Origin of the sequence: Silvimonas amylolytica, from assembly GCF_014645555.1 — a bacterium.
Taxonomy (GTDB): domain Bacteria; phylum Pseudomonadota; class Gammaproteobacteria; order Burkholderiales; family Chitinibacteraceae; genus Silvimonas; species Silvimonas amylolytica.
Window position 1 is genome coordinate 247,587 of the sequence record NZ_BMLY01000001.1, and the last position, 20,342, is coordinate 267,928.

The following is a 20,342-nucleotide window of genomic DNA, read 5'->3' on the forward strand; positions in this document are numbered from 1 at the left end:
CAGAAACGGGCCTCCTGCCCAACTGGCCCGTCATGCATCAAGATCAATGACCTTCACTGCCGCCAAACATGGTCTTGGCATAAATCAGGCCCAGACCATAACCGCCGCCATGCGCAATCGCCGTGGCCACGGTGTTGTTGTAGTACTCGCTACGTGCCCAGTCACGCTGCAATTCCAGCAGGTATTGCACGGAGGTCATGGGCTGTGCGCCGGCCTGGATCATCCGCTGCATGGCGCGCTCATGCGCTTCGTCACTCACGTCACCGCAGGCATCGGCAATTACGTACACCTCAAAACCCTGCTCCAGGGCCGACAGCGCGGGGCCAACAATGCACACGGCCGTCCACAGACCGGCCAGCACGATCTTGCCTTTGCCGGCTTCATTAACGCGCACGCTGATGCGCTCATCTTCCCAGGTATTCATGGTCGTGCGGTCAATCACGTCCGCATCGGGGAACACGTCGCGGATTTCGTGAAAAATCGGGCCTGAGAAGGTTTTCTCTGCCACGGTAGTCAGAATGGTTGGCACTTTGAATTCTCTGGCGGCCTTGGCGACCAGCGCCGCGTTATTACGCAGGGTAATGGCATCAATCGACTTGGTGGCAAAGGCCATTTGAGACTGGTGGTCGATCATGATCAGCGTGTGATTAACCGGGCTAAGAAGGCGGGCGCCTGGCTGGGCAAAGGCTTTGGCTTGAGGCATGGGTAACTCCAGAAGAATGAACCAGACACATAAACCGGTGGGGTGGCACAAAGGGCAATACACCGGACTGCCATCACGATACGGACTCATCTTGTGCGCCGGATCATCGGTATGGCCAGGTCACGGATACCTGAGTCGAGTTAAGCCGAATGAACAGCTTGAAACCACCCGATAGAGGCATGTGGCGGGCTGGATCATCGGGGTATAAATACCTGCCCCAACCGCCATCTTGACGAGGAATATCCATGGACCCATCGCAACCTGTCATGCCGATCCGTGTCATGGCCGTGGATGACCACCCGTTGATGCTGGAGGGCATCGCATCGGTACTCGGCAGCCAGCCGGACATCGAACTCATCGCGACGAGCCAAGGGCCGGACGCACATGAACTCTTCATGCAGCATCGCCCTGATGTCACGCTGATGGATTTGCAAATTCCCGGCCTGAGTGGTTTGCAGATCATGCAAGACATCCGCACCAGTGTCCCGACGGCGCGGGTCATCATCCTGACCACTTACCGCGGCGACATGCAGGCCATGCGTGGCATTCGCGCCGGCGCAGCAGGGTATGTTCTCAAAGGCATGATGCGCGCCGAGTTACTGGATGCGATCCGCGTGGTCCACACCGGGCGCCGCCGCATTCCGGCCGAGGTTGCGGTCTTGCTGGCCGAACACGTGGCCGAGGAAACGCTGACTCACCGTGAAATTGATGTCCTGGAACAGGTGGCGCGCGGACAATCCAACCGCAAAATCGGCGTGAAGCTGGCCATTTCCGAAGAAACCGTCAAAGTGCACATGAAAAACATTCTGGCCAAGCTGGGCGCGCAAGACCGGACGCACGCCGTCACTATCGGCATCAAACGCGGCATCCTGGAAGTGTGATGTTGCAGCCGGCACTCATTACCAGCCGTATTTGATCTCTACACCCACGTAATCACCATTACTGGCACCGGCTTGGGTCAGTGCGCTCCCAGCATCGTAATGCACGGCTTCGATTGCACCAGTCAGTTGGGGGTCAAACCGGTAATCAACCCGTAACTGCCCATATGCGCCAGTCCAGCGACCACCATGACCTGCCGTCCCGGCCACTGGCACATTGGGCTGCGTATACACGGCGTCGGATGTGGTTTGCCGCCACAAAAACCCACATGCCAGCATGACGCTCAAACCCTGCGCCGGCGCCAGGGTGAATGATGGCTTGACCTGCAAAAGATTGGCTTCACCGGTGTAGCCGGCCAGCGAGAAGTAATAACCATTCGGGAACAGCGGATTGAACGTACCCAAGGTGCCATCGTGTGCATGCCCGTCGCCCGAGGCCGCATCCAGCTGCAGTCCCAAGCGGGGTTTATACGAATAAGCGGGCAGGGTGTAGCCCAAGCGACTACCCAACGCCCACGCCCGGATATTGTCGGCACCTACGCTGCCGTTTTGCGCCATACCTTCCAGATCCCAGTCCAGTTGCCCCAATACTCCGGCGAACCGCACGTCGTACACATTGCGGTGCTCAGCGCCAGCGGCATCCAGATACTTTGCACCGTCACGCTGAAACAGTGCGTAGTAGGTGGAGAGTTCATTCTGGCCTAGTACGTGACGCTCCAGCCGCACGGTATGAAACCGCCAGTGAGAATTCGAAGTATCGTCAAACGGGCTGTCGTCAGCGTATTGAACGGGCTGACTGACAAAGCCTTGCAGCCGCCACGAACCCGTTTCCCAGTCAGCCCAGACGGCATCAAACGATTGCCGCACATTGGGTCCGTCGCGCGAGGACACAAAGCGCTGCAAATCAAAGGCAAAATCCTGGCGGCCGATCCGGGCTTTGAATGCACCTGTATCCGTATCGTGGGCATAGCTCACAAAGGCCAGACGCAAATCCAGCGGATTTTTGTCCACTACGGAGGCGTTTTCCTTGCCCCAGGCGCGCGCGTCTTCAAGCTGCACAAAAACTTGCCAGTCATGCGCAACCCTCACATCCGCATGGACCTGCGCGCGCTCGATCAACCAACCATCTGCGCCGGCTGGCGTTGTTCCCAGCGCGGCGGCATCGTTGTATTCCCAACGTTCCCGCAAGGTCGCACCCAGCGACAAATACGTAGTACCCGCATCGGTCAAAGGCAGGTACTTGAGCGTATCCAGCGGGGCTGTGCGCAGGGCTGGGTCCGCCAGGACCGACCAGTCTTCAGCCCAGCGATTCGAACCCGGCACCGGACGCGTGGCATCGTCCGCATGCGCAATGCCGGCCAGTACCCAGCAGACCATCAAGGCAGGCCCGGATTTCATTGCAATGTCGCTGCAACGCTATGGATTTCCGCAATGTATCCGCCAGGAAATTCAACCATTGCCGCCACCCGGTTTTGGGAAGCAAATGGCGCCACGAGCACCTTGACACCCGCTGCCTGTGCCCGTGCCAGCGTGGCCGTCAGATCCGCAACTTCATAACCCGTGTTGTCGCGCCCATACGGCCAGGGCAGATGACCATCTGTAGCCAACAACGCTGTACGGCCAAACAGGGATTCGATGCGTACGCGGCGGTAGGTGCCTTGTGGTTGGCCGACCTCAATCCCCGGCGCACGAGGATCATCAGCCACCAGCTTGCCGTGAGAGAACTTGAGAAAAGCGGCCACATAAGCATCCACGGCATCTGGCGAGATATAAACCCGGTTTTCCGGCACGCTCTGGAAGGCCGCATAGTCAGGCTTGCTGGTGTGCCAATAGAGTTGCAGGTTAACGCCACCCGGCCACTGAATCACTGCATCGCGACCGATCGGATCCGGAAACGGAGCCACCAGAACATGCGCACCGGCAGCGCGCGCCTGCGTCACCGCGGCATCCATATCCGTGACCAGATAACCATTGCGCTCAGTGCCAAATGGCCATGGCACCGGCGTTTTGAACCCAAACAATGAAACTGTCCCCACTGGCGTTTGTAATAGCTGGGATGTGGTACTGCTGGCCGTGGGTGTGACTGTCGCAACAACCTGCCTCGTGCTCTGGCCGCCGAACGTGGCCAGAAAACTTTTCGCAAACGCATCTACATCTGCCACATCAACATAGACGTGCGTGGTGTCGTACTGCGGGCCGACGCCGACATCAGCACCCTGTACAGGCGCTGCAATCAGGCCAGCAGCCAGTAGAACGGCAAAAAAACAGAGCGAAGCATGATCAGGTCCCACTGAGAAAGAGAGCCTGACGATAAAACGCAATCAAACCCGACAAATCCGCGCTTGGCAGGGTCCGCATTTCACTCCAAAGAGTTAGGCAGGGTCAGGCTGCGCATTGCAAGGCCGCAAAAACTCAGCACACCCGACCAACGGCGCCCCGGTATCGTTTCCGCTCGGCAAAGCCGCGCATAAAACCCACGCCCACTTGCCCGGTCCGGATCAGATCAAACCGCAGCGGGCACGCTCAGCGCTGCCTTTTAGCCCAATAAAACAAAAAACAAACCACTGATTTAAAAAGAAGTTTACAGACCCCTGCATCAACCCAAAGGCATAGACCACAATTTGTCGTCCGAATAAATACCCGGTTCACGCTAATTACCGCACCGCATCAGGTTAGTAGCATGCACTCGATGATTTTCGCGGGAATGAGCGGTGAAAACCGGCAAACAGGATCACGATCAATACGGGTTGCGTGCGCACTGGAAGGGCATAGTCGTCGTGGTGTGTCTGGCGCTGTTTTATTGCAGCCACTTTGTCAGGAACTATCTGTTTAGCGAATGGTGGTTCAGCGAGCGCCCGGCGCTTGGCGAGGTGATTGCTTTTCAGCAGCGAGACGGCGATATCCCGGCGCTATTGCTGCTTGATACAGGCAGCCGTTCTGGCGTCCTGCACATTGTGGATACATCCCGCCGTCACACAATCAGCACGCCCGTCAGCATCGTACAAGGCCCGTCGGGTGCGGCCTCGTTGCGCATCACCGGCAATGATCTGAGGTTTACCTTGATCGCTGATAACGCCGGACCGCGTTACTACACCTGTCGCGAATGCACTGCGCACTTCAGCCATTCACGGCTGCCGGTATTGTGGGAAGCCATTCCTGCAGCCAAACACTAACCCGTGTGATTCATGCATCCAGCTCATAAGAGCTAGCGGACTTTTGATCTTAATGGCATGCGGTGTCCGGGCTACCATGGCCGTCAAACGCCGTCGATGACGGGTTTTGCCATGTCACAAGTCAGGAGCCGCCGTGTCCACCGAACCCACCCATGCCCGCAAATCTTTTGGCGAAACCGCGCCCAAACTGGCCGAACTGACTGACAAAGTCTTGTTTGGCGACGTCTGGGCACGGCCAGACCTCTCCCCACGCGATCGCAGCCTGATCACGGTAACGACGCTCGCCGCACTCTATCGCACCAACGAACTTCCTTTCCACATTGGCCGCGCGCTGGAAAACGGCGTGACGCGTGATGAAATCATCGAACTCATCACGCATCTGGCGTTCTATGCCGGCTGGCCCAATGCCATGACCGCCATGAATGTGGCCAGAACCGTCTTTGCCGAACGCGGCATCTGAACCCACCAGATCACTCATACGGAGCACCCATGGATTACCGCTATCTGGGCCGCAGCGCCCTGCAGGTCTCGCCACTGTGCCTTGGCGCCATGATGTTTGGCGGCGAAACCGATGAAGCTACCGCACGTCGCATCATCGCCAAAGCGGGCGAACAAGGTGTCAATTTCATTGATACGGCCGACGTGTATCACGCTGGACGTTCAGAAGAAATTGTCGGTCGCGCCGTGGCAGATCGTCGGGATGACTGGGTGATTGCGACCAAGTTTGGATTCCCGGGCGGGCAAGGGCCCAACCAGAACGGTCAGTCACGCAAGTGGATCATGCAGTCAGTGGAAAACAGCCTTAAACGGCTAGGCTCCGAATACATCGACATCCTGTACTTTCATCGTGCGTTGCCGGGCATATCACTGGAAGAGGGCATGCGTGCCGTGGCAGATCTGATCCGTCAGGGCAAGGTACGCTACTTCGGTGTCTCGAACTTCAAAGGCTGGCGCATTGCAGAGATAGCGCGACTGGCCGACCAGATGGGCATAGACCGTCCTGTCGCCAGCGAACCCCTTTATAACCTGGTTGATCGCACGGCAGAGGTCGAGCAATTGCCTGCGGCGGCCCATTATGGCCTGGGCGTGGTGTCATACAGCCCGCTGGCGCGCGGCGTTTTAAGCGGCAAGTACGCACCCGACACAGCGCCCCCTGAAGATAGCCGGGCAGGGCGCGGTGATCGACGCATTCAGCAAACAGAGTGGCGGCCGGAATCCCTGCAGATTGCGCAGACTATTGCTGCACACGCTGCCGAGCGCGGCACGACCCCAATCGGTTTTGCACTGGCGTGGGTACTGAACAATCAGCATGTCAGCGCCACCATTGCCGGGCCACGTACCGAAACACAGTGGGACAGCTATCAGGCTGCACTGCAGTTCAAACTCACAGCCGAAGACGAACAACTGGTGGACCGCCTGGTACCCCCGGGGCACGCATCCACACCAGGCTATACGGACCCTGGCTACCCGGTAGAAGGGCGCATCGTCAGATAGTCCGCATTGGGCACGGAGGCGTCAGCGCCTGGCCTGCCTTAGCTGAGTTCGATCTTGATCCAGTTATTGCTGGTGACGTCCCAGTACTTGTAGGCATAGCCAGCCTGGGCGCTGAGATCACGAATCTTGACGCGGGAGGCACCGGCCGCAATCCGGGTCCGGGCGACTGCATCGGCCTCGGTTTCGGTGTCGTGCAGGGTGATGCCATGATTTTCAGAGATCAGGGCAAAGAGGGGATATTTCAGGAAATGATTCATCACAGGCAACCTTTACGACCCGGCGCATTCCAGGTGCGATCCGGGACTCACATCATCTGACAGTCGGGTGTTCACTCCAGATTTATTTTTCTATATTTGTAAGCAATTAACTGAAAGCAAACTCTATATGTCGAGTATACACAAGCAGTTATGCTAAATGAATGTAAGAAATATACATTCTGATGAACGGATAAAGTGATTGTTTTATTTTTTCCTGACACATCAACACATGGCAAACCCGCCAAAACAAGAGGGCGGCATGCACTCGCCGCACATACTTTCCAGCAAAAACCTCACCTCTGTTACACAATAAAATCACTTTCATGAACAGGGCTCATTAATGGCCAGAGACAACTACAGCGACCTCCTGGCGTTTCTGGCCGTAGCCAAAGCCCGTAGCTTCACGCGCGCCGCTGCGCAACTGGGCGTTTCGCAATCCGCACTCAGCCACACCATCCGCAATCTGGAAACCCGACTGGGGCTGCGCCTTCTGACGCGCACCACGCGCAGCGTCGCACCCACAGAGGCCGGCGAGCATCTCCTGCGCACCATCGGCCCGCGCTTTGAAGACATTGACCTTGAACTCGCCACCCTCAGCAATCTGCGCGACCAACCCGCAGGCACGATCCGCATTACGGCCACCGATTACGTCGCCCGCACTTTGCTCTGGCCCAGGCTCGCCCCATTGCTCGTGAAATATCCGGACTTGAAACTGGAAATCATCAATGATTACGGGCTCTCTGATATCGTCGCAGAGCGCTACGACATCGGCATTCGACTGGGAGACCAGGTCGCTCGCGACATGATTGCAGTGCGCATCAGCCCGGATGTGCGCATGACTGTCGTGGCAGCACCAGGCTACCTGGCCCGGCATGAGGCACCCGACACGCCGCAAGCGCTTATTGAGCACAATTGCATCAATCTGCGCTTGCCTACGCACGGTGGCATTTACGCGTGGGAACTGGAAAAAGAAGAGCACACCCTTCAGGTGCGCGTGGAAGGTCAAGCCACCTTTAATGGCACTTATCAAATGCTGGATGCCGCCCTGAGCGGCATCGGTCTGGCTTACCTTCCGGAAGACCTGGTCAAACCCCACGTGGAAGCAGGAAACCTGCAATGGGTTTTACCGTCATGGCACCCGGTCTTCCCTGGTCACCATGCGTACTATCAGGGACGCCGCCAGTTCTCGCGCGCGCTATCTCTCGTCATCGAAACCCTGAAATACCCATAAAACCACCACACCAGCCAACATCCACCCCAATCACGCACTTATACCTTCAGCTGCAAAGCCCCTTATTACGAATAGACGAGCATCGCCAGCACACCCCTCTGAAACTCACGCGTTTCTGGATTCTGCCTTGCCAGCACCCGGTTGCTCGCCCACACCCTTTAGTCGCGTCACCCGACCCAGCAAGTCAAACCAGAACGGCGCCCCAAACAAAGCCGAGGTTGCCGTCACCACCCACCCTGACTCACGCACCAGCCAATCTTGCGTATGGCCTGACCACACCTCATCAGACCACCCCAAGGGCAACGCCTCCAGCACACGCGTGGCCGAGCCCTCATGCGCATTGGCGATCAGCTGATATTGCTCTGCCGAAAGCGGATGCAACCACAGTGATTTGAACAAATAAAAGAAGTCGATATTGAACAAAACGGCCACCAGAAGCGCGATCAGAAACGTATAGGTCTGCGCATCACGCTTATAGTCACCCGATATCCGATCCATGCTGTTATTGAACCAGCGCACCAATTCATCCCGCACCTTGCCGGTTTCCGCTTGCGTACGCGTTGCCACGCCCAACAGAAACAACTTCAACTGCGGATCGGCGATCCCGTTTTCCACCTTGCTGGACAACGTCTCGCCAGGCAATTGGTGAATCAGCTCCAGCAGCGCATCAGCAAACTGTAACGGCTCAATATACGAGGGCTTGGTCTTGATCTCTGTCAGCGCCCTGGCCGTACCGTCGCCCCGCGGGTTAATCAAGGCGTGGTTGTACAGCCAAAGCAGGATATCGGCAGAGGTCTTCTTACCGGCACTCTCACCAGCAAGGTCCGTTTCTTTCGAATTCAGCACACGCGCCAGGCCGCGAAACAAATCGCGCGCGCGCCAACCTCGGCTTGATGCCAACGCCTCATGAATAGAGCTGGTCAATAACGCGACCATGGCAAAACACGCCACGATGCCCGCAATCGATTCAAGCACCACACTATTGAGCATGAAAACCCCAGAATAATTACCGTCAGATTCAGGCGGTCAAGCCACCCAGCACCTCTGCCGCCAGACGCGCCAGATTCTGCTCATTGGCCGGAACAACAATGGGCGCAAGGCGCGCCCCGATCCGCTCATCTTCAAAGGCCTGCTGCCAGGCAACGACACAACCAGTCGGCGTAACAGTCAACGTCACCGTCAGCCGATACCGCGGCTGCGAAACGTGATGTACCACGAACCGGCAGGGCGCTTCAATTTCTTCAAAAACCGCCTCGTTCGGATACTGATGCCCATCGGGGCCATGCATGACCAACACCCAGCGGCCACCCGGCCTGAGATCACACTCACTAAAGGTATTGGAAAATCCGTCGGGTCCCCACCAACGCGCCAGCCGCACCGGATTACACATGGCCGCAAAAACCTGCTCCGGCAATGCCGGAATGTCGCGAGAAGTCGTGTATGTCGTCATCGGAATGATCCTTGCACGGTTAATGCGGCGATCTTAGCGCAAACAATGACAACTGCATCGCGACACGCATCGTTCCGTGCCCAAGGCAACACATCATTCCCACACCCAAGCAAATCCTAGTGATTAGGATTTTTCTCATCCCCAAATCAACTTGCCTTTATGTTTTCAGGCCCGAAGAACTGATTTCATTGCAGCCAATCAGATTGCCCGGGCAACACCATGACTATCCCTCACTGGATCGAAGACATTTCAAAGTCAGACTCAACCCAACACCACTCCGTCAGATTGAAAACACAATGTGCGCGCTGGTGTGGGCTCAAAGTTCTGGGTAATCAGGCCATCTCATGCGGGCCAACCCGTTCGCGCGCACTCAAACGCAATGGCATCACGGCGACGGTTATATGCACCGCACTTGGGATCAGGCAGGTGAGAGCAGGCCGCACGGTTGACGCCATTCCGGTCTGGCTTGCTACGGCAGCCTGGATTTGCGCATTTTCGCTGGCCAGCCACCTCCAGCATGCAACCCCTTTCGACACCGTTACCGTTGCGCCGCGGTTTTTGCATATGGGCGCCGTATTTTTCCTGACCCTGCATGGTTATTTCATTGCCCGCGATTTAGCTGGGCTGCGCACGCCAGGCACGCAACCCGAATCATCGACCGAACCAGGCCAACCCATGGAGGCCACTTTCCTTTGCGCATCCGCAAGCCTTCAAACGGACCGATGCCCCCATCAGACCACCAACCCGATGCTGGCTTTTGCAAAAGACGGGGAAGCCCACCATGAATGATCTGCCTTACCGAAAATCGAGCATTATTCTTGCCGACGATCACCCGACCATCCTGCTGGGGCTGACCATGTTGATCTCGGCACAGCCAGACATGGCCGTTACCGGACAAGCCAGTGACGGTGCATCGCTTTTGGCATTACTGCACGCCGAACTCCCCGACATGATCATCCTTGATCTAAACATGCCGGATAAGGAAGGCCTCAAGCTGATTCATGACATCCGCCGCAAAAATGCGCACTTGAAAATTCTTGTTTATACCAGCCGGGAAGAGCGCCTGTTTGCCCCTCAGGCAGCCAGGCTCGGTGCAAATGGCTTTTTGACCAAACAGCAGTCCCAGCAAGTCATCTTGCTGACGATTCGCTCTGTATTGCTGGGCAATTATGTCTTTCCAATGGCGGGCTATAGCAACGCGCCTGACCCTGGCACACGGCCAGGCCACCTCGCCAATCTCAGCCAACGAGAAATGCTGATCTTCATGCAGCTTGTGCGGGGGAAACGCAATCGCGATATCGCGGAGCAGCTTTTTATCAGCGACAAAACCGTCGCCGCCCACAAGCGCAACATCCTCAACAAACTCAGACTGAACAACATCGTTGAGCTGGTTGAACTGGCCAAAATCAATGGCATAGAAGCGTGAAGGGGTCACAACCATGTTACTGAGCGGCGTTTTATTTTGCTGCTTTACCATCCCGTTAATCCTGGTAGAGCATTTGCGCGCCAGTTCGCGCAAGATCCGCAATGAGAACCTGAAGATGCGCCAACGCATCGAAATGCACGAATCATTACTGGATGGCTTGCCCATTGCCGTCTTTGCCATCCATTCAAATGGCGAGGTCATTGAAAGCAATCGGGCCTATCGGGAAATGGTCAACCAGGGCATATCCGGGGTGCTACCCATGCGCACCCAGCAAGAAGGCAGCACCCGAGACCTCCCTGCTTCCATCAAGGATTTCTACAAAGAGATCCATGCCACATCTCGCCCGCATTATCAGGACATGCACTTGCAAGTTGGCGGGACAACACGCGATGTTTATTTTTGGTCCGTTCCATTCTACGAAACCCACGGCATTGCAACGGGCTGCCTTGGCGGCTGGCTGGACATCAGCGACCGTACACAACTGGAAGCCGACCTGCGCGCGGCCAAAGACGAAGCCGATGCCGCACGCAGCGCAATGGAAGAGGCCAGCAAGGCCAAATCCACCTTTCTGTCTGGCATCACACACGAAATCCGCACGCCCTTGAACGTGATCATTGGCAGCCTTGAAATTGGCGCACTAAACGAACAACAGCCATCCAGCGCCCGTCGCCGCCCGCAAGAAATGGCACTGGAAGCAGCCCACCATTTACTCGGTCTCATCGACGACATTCTGGATTTCTCCAAAATTGAAGCCGGCAAATTGACCATGCACACCGTGCCAACTCAGGTCAGCACTTTCCTGACCGATACGGGTGCATTGTTTGAAACCCCGATGCATCAGAGGGGCCTCACGTTCTCACACGACTTTTCAAACATTTCGCCATCGGTCTGGGCAGCCGTAGATGCCACCCGATTACGGCAAATCCTGGTCAATTTACTGTCGAATGCCATGAAATTCACCGGGGAAGGCGGGCGCATCCAGCTGCTCGCTGCGTGCACCCCAATAAACGAGACGCACATCAAACTGGAAGCCTCCGTCACAGACACAGGCATCGGCATCTCGGCCAGCGACCAACAACGCCTGTTCCAGCCATTCAACCAGGCTGACAACAGCCGTATCCGCATGCCCCACGCCACCCGAGGAACGGGGCTTGGCCTGGCCATCTGCAAGCAACTGATCACCATGATGGGCGGCACCATCACGCTTCAGAGCACTCTCGAAAAAGGAACAAAAGTCAGCCTGGAACTTGTTTTGCCGCAAGCCCAACCCGTCATTTCAAGCGCACACCTGGCGACCACACCAGCAACCCGCCCCCGCGAATGTCGGCGCGTGTTACTGGTAGACGATCACGTCCTGAACCTGACTGTACTAACGTATCAATTCCAGCAACTGGGTTGCGACGTGGTACAGGCAGACGGCGGCGAAGAAGCACTCGCCAGACTCAACAGCGACCAATTCGACCTGATCATTACGGATTATTCGATGCCCGGCATGGATGGCCCCACATTGACCCGGCGCATTCGGCAACTGGAAACAGCGCGTCAAACAACGCCTTCACGCATTATCGGGCTCACTGCACATACCCAGCACGAATACCGCAATGCAGCGCTTGCCGCGGGCATGGACGAGTGTCTGCACAAGCCAGTGGGAATGAAGGCATGGTCGGAACTGCTTGACCGGACCCCGTCAATCACCTCAACTGCAAGCGCAGCAAGCATTCAACTGGATGTTGTCAGTGGCATAGCTCAAGGCAATCAGGCGCACGAAATCAAGCTACTCAGTACGCTACTGGCGGGCTGCGCCGCAGACTGGCAATCGGTACAGCTCGCCTGGTCAGACCAGCAATGGGCGCACTTGAAAGACGCTGGCCACCGGATCAAGGGCGTGGCCCGGATGTTTGGTTTTACCGATCTCTCAACCGCCTGCGAACAACTGGAACGCGCAGCCCTTGCGGCAGACGTATCTCTCGACACCATAAATGCAATCAAACAAGCCCTTGATGGCGTCAGCCAGGCCGCCACGCACCGCCTTGAAGCACTGCGATCAACCCCCGACGAATAACCCATGCGCGCGGGGCTCGGCATTTTACAGTTCAGCCGCACGAACTTCCGGCAAGCCCCCTGACGCACAGCAGATTGCGTGGGTGTGATCTAGACTACCGCTCAGAAGCCTGCACCTCAGCAGGCCCTCACCCGAGGGGGATTCATGCTGAAGCAGCCGGCACACTCTGTCTTTATCGTGGACGATCACCCGGCCGTTTGTGCGGCGCTCGCCAGCGCCATTACCGGCGAGGACACGCTGCAACTGGCGGGAACCGCACACACCGGCACTGAGGCGCTTCAGCGCATTCAGAACATCAAGCCAGACCTCGTCATTCTGGATTTGAAACTGCCCGATATTGATGGACTGCATCTCATCTCCCGCCTGCGCAAAAGTGAAGCCACCAGCAAAATCCTGGTTTTCTCCATGCTGGATCCGCGTATGTATCTGTCAAGAATCATGGAGGCGGGCGGCAACGGCTTTGTGGGCAAAGACCAGACGGTGGAGAGCGTCCTGTCTGCAGCACTGCAGATTCTGCGTGGCTACAACTGTTTTCCCAGCCTTGATATTCACCACACCGGCCGATCAGACGAAGGCGACCCCATCAAACGGCTATCTCAGCGTGAACTGGTTGTCATGCTTGCCTTGGCACGTGGCATGTCCAACAAAGAGCTTGCCGGCACGCTTCACCTGAGCGAGAAAACCATCGCCAGCCACAAAGCGCACATTCTGGAAAAACTCAACCTCTCGAATCTGGCAGAGGTGATCGAGTTCGCCCGGGCCAGGCAGTTGCTGGACTAGGCCACAGCCTTCTGGCCAGTCGCTCAAATGGGCACATTTCCACATCACTGGCTGACGACCCTCTGGCTAGCCCTGGCGCTTTGGGGCTTACCTTGCACCAGCCCGGCGGACGCCGCTGCCAGCCAGGCCAGAACGGTCATTGTCGGCACGCTGCCTAACTTATTGCCGCCGCTGGATATCCAGCTCGCCGGCGATCGCCCTGACGGCATTTCTGCGGACCTGATCAAGGACATTGCCGCACGCAATCACTGGCAACTTGAGTTCCGCCCATTCAGTAGCGCTCACAGCCAACTTCAGGCTTTAGCCACAGGCCAGATCGACATTGCCACATCTGCAGCACAAGCGCTCGAACCAGACCCGGCACTTGCTTATGGCGCCCCTTACTACACAGGGCGCCTGGTCGTCGTTACTCGCAAAAACCGCTCCGCTACAGCACCACTGAGTCAAGTGGCTTTCTCGCCCACCAGCACCCCGCCGGAACGGCTGCGCGCGTTGGCCGGACAACGCCGGCTTCAGATCCAGCCCTATGCAAATGACCCCGAGGCTCTGGAAGCCGTTGCGCTTGGCCAGGCAGATGCCTATATCGGCGACAACGGCGTGGCATTCTGGCTGATCCGCCTGCTCAACCTGGCCAATCTGTCCATCGCGTTTTATGCGGATGAGCAGCCCAATCAGTTTCATCTGGTCACCCGGGCCAGCGACGCCACGTTACGCAACGCCATTGATAAACAGATCGACAAACAAGGCAATGACGCCTCATTTGGCAAGCAGCTCGCATGGCTGTCAGTCGCTACACCCGATACCCCCGAACAGCCCCTCACGCTAACGCCTGAAGAAAAACGCTGGATACAACAACACCCCGTCGCCCATTATTCCACCCTCCCGGACCTGATCCCGTTTTACTACAAAACACCGCATGGAAAACCGCAAGGACTCGTTGTTGACCTGTTAGAAAGAGTTACCAGGCAGACCGGCCTGAAATTCGAACCGCTCGAACGCGCCAACCTGAAAGACATCAAGCAAGACAACCTTGGCGGCAAGTCCGATATCGCGCTATTCATGCGGGCGATTGACCAGGAGGGCGCCTGGCGCAAAACCCACACCTACGCACATCAGCTTTTCGTCCTGGTCGGGCGGACCAATTCAAGAGCCTGCGCAAACAACCTGACCCCTCGCGATACTGTTGGATACCTGGGCACAGAAACCGGCAGCACGACGTTTACGCGTCAGTTTCCAAAATACAAGCTTCAAGCAGTTCCAACCGTTTCGGGCTTGCTGGATGCGGTGCAAAGCGGCGACCTGCATTGCGCGTTGATAGATATCTCGGTCGCCAATTACATGATTGGCCAGTTTTATGCAGACACGCTCACCATACAGAGCGCACCCGAACCACTCCCCACGCTTATCGGGTTCGGCGTCACCAGCACAGAGCCTCTGTTATCCAGCATTCTCAACAAAGCGATCCTCTCGCTACCCGCAGACTACGCCGCGCGATGGAAAGACCAATGGCTGTCTGGCGGCAGCCCCGAACCCACGTTCAACCGGTATCGCACCAGAGCCTTCTGGATACTTTCCATAGGGTTGACGGTCAGTCTGGGCGCGGCCATATGGGGTGGCATACTTTGGCGAGAAGTCCGTCGTCGGCGCAAGGCAGAGCAAAAACTGCAGGACATGCTGATCCGGGACCAGCAACTGTTCAACAGTATTCCCATGGCGATGTTTTACGCCGACACCGCCGGCAAATTCACGGCGGGCAATGGTGCCTGGATAGCCGCAACGGGCCTGAAAAACCGCACAACAGCGGGGCTCGACATCACCGGACTACCCGTAACCGGAGAGCCATCGATCCGCACCTTGATAGATTCAGGCGACCACCCTGAATACAGTCTCACCGACTTGAAAGCTCGGCTAAACGGGGAGATACGCGATTTATATTTCTGGCTCACCCGGTTCGAAGATGGCAAAGGATCAAACGCCGGGATCGCCGGCGGCTGGCTGGATATCAGCGAGCGAGTACGACTGGAACATGAATTGCGGCTGGCCAGAGATGAAGCGGCCCGATCAAATCAGGTGAAAAGCATTTTTCTGGCGGGCATGAGTCATGAAATCAGAACGCCACTCAGCATCGCGGCGAGCATCATTGAACTAAGGCTGGATGACGAGAAAAACGCGACGGCCAGAGAACAACTTGAAACCGCCCAAACGGCAATCGCACACCTGCTGGCACTCATCGATGAGATTCTCGACTTGTCCCGCATCGAGTCAGAAACCCTGAAACTTCGACCCGACCAGGTTTATTTAGCTCAAACAATCAAAGACCTGATTGAGCAGTTCACCGCCAGGGCGCGTCAAAAAGGCATCGGTTTTATCTGCAATTACCAGAACTGCGATTTATTGATCAGTATTGATCCGGTCCGATTGCGCCAGATACTGACCAATCTCATCTCAAACGCGATCAAATTCACCAATAGCGGCAACGTTTCGTTTCATGCCGACCTCGCCATGGAAGAGCACAAATCAACCGCACTATTGCACCTGGAGGTCTCTGACACCGGTATCGGTATACCTCTGGCAGAGCAGGGCATGTTGTTTGAGCCGTTCTACCGGGCCAGTACGCCCGGACGGCAAATCTACGAAGGCACGGGCCTGGGCCTGGCACTCACCAGACAACTCATTCTGGCCATGCAAGGGCAAATCACATTTGAGAGCGTGCCACACCAAGGAACTACATTCGCGGTAACGCTCCCGGTCAGCGTCAAGCCACCCACCTCAAGCGAGGCTCAAGCCGATACAAACAATGATGCATTCTGGTTTCCCGGCCTGCGCGCCCTGCTTGTCGATGACCACCCAGCCAATCGGCTCATTGTGCGCAGCCAGCTTGAGCCATATGGAGTCTCCATGACAGAGGCCGAAGACGGATTTACCGCGCTGGATTTGCTGACCAACAACCAGTTTGATTTGATTATTCTGGATTACACCATGCCATTGATATCAGGCAGCCAGGTCGCCCGCGCCATTCGCCAACGAGAATCCGCGCAAAACACAAACACGCCCATCATCGGCATGACCGCATCACTGCAGGACGAAATCAGAGAGGACGCCCTCCATGCCGGCATGAACGAATGCGTTGTACGCCCGGTCAGCATGTCCACATGGCGCAAACTACTGAAAACCTGGTGCTGGCCCATGATGGATCAACGCCCCACATTCATCCCCCGATCCAGTGCCGGTTACGATGAACCCGCCATTCTCAGCGCCCTGACGCAAACCCTTCCGGCAGATATCAACACGGCAAATCAAAGCGTGAGGCTGCGGAACGTACGACAACTTGCCGAAACGATCCACCGTATCAAAGGCCCGTTCAAAATGATCGGACAGGCTGAAATCGTCGACATTTGCGAGGAACTGGAAGCTGGCTGTACCAATGATCCGGATTTTGCAGACCTGCAAACGGCGCTACGCCGACTCGACCGCATTTTGCAGGAATTCATGAAACTGCATGCGCTCGACTCAAACCGTGACAACCCGTCATAGGGACTGGCGCAACCAGACTAAAGGGAAGGGCGCCCGGGCCGACTGGCAGCCATTATGGAGAAACCCGGGATAACCCGCCAAAAACCCGGATAATGGCGGCCAGTCATTTTGAATACCGCTTTGGATTTATCCCATGGAAATTAAGGTCAACTTTCTCGACAAGCTTCGCCTTGAAGCCAAGTTTGATGATTTCACGGTCATTGCTGACCAGCCCATCCGTTACAAAGGGGATGGCTCTGCGCCGGGTCCGTTCGATTACTTCCTGGCCTCTTCGGCGCTGTGTGCCGCTTATTTCGTGAAGTTGTACTGTTCCACTCGCAACATCCCTACCGAAAACATCCGGCTGTCGCAGAACAATATTGTTGACCCGGAAAACCGCTACCAGCAGATTTTCAAAATTCAGGTTGAATTGCCCGCGGATATCTCTGCCAAAGACCGCGAAGGCATCTTGCGCTCTATCGACCGCTGCACCGTTAAAAAAGTGGTGCAAGCCGGGCCAGAATTCATCATCGAAGAAGTGGAAAATCTCGACGCCGATGCCCAGGCCTTGCTGACCCTGAACCCGTCCGCCGAGGCTGCCACGTACATTCCAGGCAAAGATCTTCCGCTGGAACAAACCATTGCCAATATGTCTGGCGTCCTGGCGAACCTGGGCATCAAGATTGAAATTGCGTCGTGGCGCAATATCATCCCCAACGTGTGGTCGCTGCACATTCGCGACGCGCATTCGCCGATGTGTTTTACCAACGGCAAAGGGGCAACCAAAGAAAGCGCACTGGCGTCAGCCCTGGGCGAATACATCGAGCGCCTGAGCAATAATCACTTCTATGCTGGCAGCTTCTGGGGCGAGGACATTGCAAATGCGGAATTCGTGCATTATCCGAATGAACGCTGGTTCAAACCTGGCCCTGATGGCGCGTTGCCCACTGAAATTCTGGATGAGTACTGCCTGCCCATTTACAACCCCGATGGCGAATTGCTGGGCACGCACCTCTATGACACCAACTCCGGTAATGTAGAACGCGGCATCTGTTCATTGCCCTTTGTGCGTCAGTCAGACGGTGAACTGGTTTACTTTCCATCCAATCTGATCGAAAACCTGTTCGTCAGCAACGGCATGAGTGCCGGCAACACCCTGGCTGAAGCCCAGGTGCAATGCCTGTCCGAAATTTTTGAGCGGGCCGTCAAACGCGAAATCCTCGAAGGCGAAATCGCACTACCCGATGTACCACAAGACGTTCTGGCCAAATATCCAGGCATCGTAGCCGGGATTCAGGGACTGGAAGAGCAGGGGTTCCCGGTTCTGGTCAAAGACGCTTCACTCGGCGGCAAATACCCGCTCATGTGCGTCACCCTGATGAATCCGCGTACTGGCGGGGTATTTGCTTCATTTGGCGCGCACCCAAGCTTCGAAGTAGCACTGGAACGCAGCCTGACCGAGCTATTACAAGGCCGCAGCTTTGAAGGCCTGAACGACTTGCCAGCCCCTACCTTTGAAAGCCACGCTGTGACCGAGCCCAATAACTTTGTCGAACACTTCGTGGACTCCAGCGGCGTCGTGTCATGGCGGTTTTTCAGCGCCAAAGCAGACTACCCGTTTGTAGAGTGGGATTTCTCAGGCCACGGCGAAAACTCCAACGCCGAAGAAGCCGCAGCCTTGTTCGGCATTCTGGAAGATCTGGGCAAAGAATCCTACGTGGCTGTGTATGACCAGCTGGGCGCCACCGCCTGCCGCATTCTGGTTCCCGGTTACTCCGAGATTTACCCGATCGAAGACCTGGTTTGGGACAACACCAACAAGGCGCTCTCGTTCCGTGAAGACATCCTCAACCTGCACAGACTGGACGACGAGCAACTGGGCGCACTCCTGGCGCGTCTGGATGACGGCGAGCAAGAAGACTACACCGACATCGCCACGCTGATTGGCATTGAGTTTGATGAAAACACGGCCTGGGGCCAACTGACCGTACTGGAGCTGAAACTCCTGATTCATCTGGCGCTGAAGCAGTTTGAAGACGCCCTTGATCTCACCGGGGCGTTCCTGCAATACAACGACAACACGCTCGAACGCGGGCTGTTCTATCAGGCACTGAAAACGGTTCTGGAAGCATGTCTGGATCGCGAAGTGGATCTGGAAGATTACGTCGTCAATTTCCGGCGCATGTTTGGTGATGCGCGCATGGATGCGGTACTGGGCGCGCTGGATGGCAGCGTTCGCTTCTACGGCCTGACACCCACCAGCATGAAACTGGAAGGTCTGGACAGACACCAGCGCCTGATCGACAGCTACAAGAAACTGCACGTCGCACGCGGCAAAGCGGCAATCAGGTAAGCCACCCAACGGACCGGTGCGATTCTTTGCTCCAAGGGCAGAAAATCGCACCCTCCGGCATGCAGTGCACCTTGTAAAAAAGGAATGCGTTGCCCTAAATTCAGATCACCTGCATCAGGTTGCATCTCGTCATTTCAAGACCAGATCGCCACCCATGTCTGCCTCCTGTGGCAATCCGGAAAAAGGGTGAATCATGAAAAAAACATGGCTACTGGCGCTCGTTCTGACTATGCTGGCGAGCGCATTTTTCAATACCGCAAGGGCAGAGGCAACCACCCCCACCACCAAACGTGCGGCCACGACAGCATGGACCGAAGAAGGTCTGCAAAAGGCCCCCGCAAAAGAATTCGACCTCGCATACATCACGCCTGGAGCCAGCCTTGTCGGGTACAATCAGATCCTCCTGGGCCCCATTCCGGTTTCATTTCGCCGCGGCTGGGAGAAACAAGCCGCCATCGGGTCACGTCTCCCCATCAACACCAAAGATGTGCAAAGCATCAAGGACAATCTGGCAAACGTGCTCAGAGAAGAACTCACCCTGCAACTCAACGCGGGCGGATACAGACTGGTCGATACCGCAGGCGAGGGCGTACTTGAGATCGACTTGTCCGTCGTAAATCTGGATGTTGCGGCTCCTGACACACCAGGCGCCAGCCGCGCCAGAACATATGCGGTTTCGGCAGGTGAAATGACACTGGTCGCGGCATTGCGCGACGCCGTCACCGGCACCACCATCATGCGCATTTATGACCACTACGTAGCCAGAGAGTCATTCAAACCAGAGCAAATCCGTAACGGCGACAATGCCCAGGCGGCCCATGAAGCGGCTGCCACATGGGCCGCGGCAATTCGCCGCGAACTCGATCTGGCTCACGGCACAGACGCTCGTTAAATCCGGCCATGACATCGGGTTCACGGCGATGGCGAGTTTCTTGAGCATTTTGGTAACGAGCCAATCAAAAGAGACTGGAACACTCCGGCCACCGAAATGTCATCTTTAGTTCGTATAATGTATATTATGT

Annotated in this window: 17 protein-coding genes; 11 read left to right on the forward strand and 6 right to left on the reverse strand. The window is 56.4% G+C overall.

Going from position 1 to position 20,342, the window contains the following annotated elements; translation table 11 throughout:
- Nucleotides 1–43 precede the first annotated feature (43 nt).
- Entirely contained in the window at nt 44–703 is a 660-nt protein-coding gene (locus IEX44_RS01110; protein WP_188687853.1) for a hydrolase, read from the reverse strand.
- Between the two features lie 245 nt (nt 704–948).
- On the opposite strand from IEX44_RS01110, the gene IEX44_RS01115 reads away from it, so the two are divergent.
- On the forward strand, nt 949–1,584 hold the full coding sequence (locus tag IEX44_RS01115; RefSeq protein WP_188687856.1) for a response regulator: 636 nt from the start codon (nt 949–951) through the stop codon (nt 1,582–1,584).
- A gap of 18 nt (nt 1,585–1,602) precedes the next feature.
- On the opposite strand, the gene IEX44_RS01120 is transcribed toward IEX44_RS01115, so the two are convergent.
- Nucleotides 1,603–2,979 carry an alginate export family protein gene (locus tag IEX44_RS01120; RefSeq protein ID WP_188687858.1) on the reverse strand — a complete coding sequence of 459 codons (1,377 nt, stop codon included), beginning with the start codon at nt 2,977–2,979 and terminating at the stop codon, nt 1,603–1,605.
- Nucleotides 2,976–3,872, reverse strand: coding sequence for a VOC family protein (locus tag IEX44_RS01125; protein WP_188687859.1), 897 nt, complete (start codon nt 3,870–3,872; stop codon nt 2,976–2,978). The genes IEX44_RS01120 and IEX44_RS01125 overlap by 4 nt, the downstream gene beginning before the upstream one ends.
- A 420-nt stretch (nt 3,873–4,292) precedes the next feature.
- On the opposite strand from IEX44_RS01125, the gene IEX44_RS01130 reads away from it, so the two are divergent.
- The 3 genes from IEX44_RS01130 (at nt 4,293) to IEX44_RS01140 (ending at nt 6,248) form a co-directional block, all read left to right on the forward strand.
- Nucleotides 4,293–4,754 carry a hypothetical protein gene (locus IEX44_RS01130; protein ID WP_188687861.1) on the forward strand — a complete coding sequence of 154 codons (462 nt, stop codon included), beginning with the start codon at nt 4,293–4,295 and terminating at the stop codon, nt 4,752–4,754.
- Between the two features lie 133 nt (nt 4,755–4,887).
- Nucleotides 4,888–5,214 carry a carboxymuconolactone decarboxylase family protein gene (locus tag IEX44_RS01135; protein WP_188687863.1) on the forward strand — a complete coding sequence of 109 codons (327 nt, stop codon included), beginning with the start codon at nt 4,888–4,890 and terminating at the stop codon, nt 5,212–5,214.
- A 29-nt stretch (nt 5,215–5,243) separates the two neighbouring features.
- Nucleotides 5,244–6,248 carry an aldo/keto reductase gene (locus IEX44_RS01140; protein ID WP_188687864.1) on the forward strand — a complete coding sequence of 335 codons (1,005 nt, stop codon included), beginning with the start codon at nt 5,244–5,246 and terminating at the stop codon, nt 6,246–6,248.
- A gap of 38 nt (nt 6,249–6,286) precedes the next feature.
- Here the strand turns inward: IEX44_RS01140 and IEX44_RS01145 are convergent, their stop codons facing one another.
- Nucleotides 6,287–6,505, reverse strand: a complete 219-nt coding sequence (locus tag IEX44_RS01145; protein WP_188687866.1) for a hypothetical protein — start codon at nt 6,503–6,505, stop codon at nt 6,287–6,289.
- Between the two features lie 340 nt (nt 6,506–6,845).
- Between IEX44_RS01145 and IEX44_RS01150 the strand changes: the two genes are divergently transcribed.
- On the forward strand, nt 6,846–7,736 hold the full coding sequence (locus IEX44_RS01150; RefSeq protein ID WP_188687868.1) for a LysR family transcriptional regulator: 891 nt from the start codon (nt 6,846–6,848) through the stop codon (nt 7,734–7,736).
- A gap of 105 nt (nt 7,737–7,841) precedes the next feature.
- On the opposite strand, the gene IEX44_RS01155 is transcribed toward IEX44_RS01150, so the two are convergent.
- Both IEX44_RS01155 and IEX44_RS01160 read right to left on the reverse strand, forming a co-directional pair.
- Nucleotides 7,842–8,726, reverse strand: a complete 885-nt coding sequence (locus tag IEX44_RS01155; protein ID WP_188687870.1) for a hypothetical protein — start codon at nt 8,724–8,726, stop codon at nt 7,842–7,844.
- 28 nt (nt 8,727–8,754) lie between these two features.
- Entirely contained in the window at nt 8,755–9,186 is a 432-nt protein-coding gene (locus tag IEX44_RS01160) for an SRPBCC domain-containing protein (protein WP_188687871.1), read from the reverse strand.
- Between the two features lie 781 nt (nt 9,187–9,967).
- Between IEX44_RS01160 and IEX44_RS01165 the strand changes: the two genes are divergently transcribed.
- The 6 genes from IEX44_RS01165 (at nt 9,968) to IEX44_RS01190 (ending at nt 20,212) form a co-directional block, all read left to right on the forward strand.
- Entirely contained in the window at nt 9,968–10,612 is a 645-nt protein-coding gene (locus IEX44_RS01165) for a response regulator transcription factor (RefSeq protein WP_188687873.1), read from the forward strand.
- Between the two features lie 13 nt (nt 10,613–10,625).
- The gene (locus IEX44_RS01170; RefSeq protein WP_188687876.1) at nt 10,626–12,674 is read left to right on the forward strand and encodes an ATP-binding protein; all 2,049 of its coding nucleotides are present in this window, start codon (nt 10,626–10,628) and stop codon (nt 12,672–12,674) included.
- 144 nt (nt 12,675–12,818) lie between these two features.
- Nucleotides 12,819–13,454, forward strand: coding sequence for a response regulator transcription factor (locus IEX44_RS01175; protein WP_188687878.1), 636 nt, complete (start codon nt 12,819–12,821; stop codon nt 13,452–13,454).
- 27 nt (nt 13,455–13,481) lie between these two features.
- Nucleotides 13,482–16,988: an ATP-binding protein gene (locus IEX44_RS01180; RefSeq protein WP_188687880.1), complete on the forward strand. Its 3,507-nt coding sequence runs from the start codon at nt 13,482–13,484 to the stop codon at nt 16,986–16,988.
- A gap of 133 nt (nt 16,989–17,121) precedes the next feature.
- Entirely contained in the window at nt 17,122–19,320 is a 2,199-nt protein-coding gene (locus IEX44_RS01185) for an OsmC domain/YcaO domain-containing protein (protein WP_188687882.1), read from the forward strand.
- Nucleotides 19,321–19,513: 193 nt separating this feature from the next.
- The gene (locus IEX44_RS01190) at nt 19,514–20,212 is read left to right on the forward strand and encodes a DUF3313 family protein (RefSeq protein WP_188687884.1); all 699 of its coding nucleotides are present in this window, start codon (nt 19,514–19,516) and stop codon (nt 20,210–20,212) included.
- The last annotated feature ends 130 nt before the right edge of the window (nt 20,213–20,342 follow it).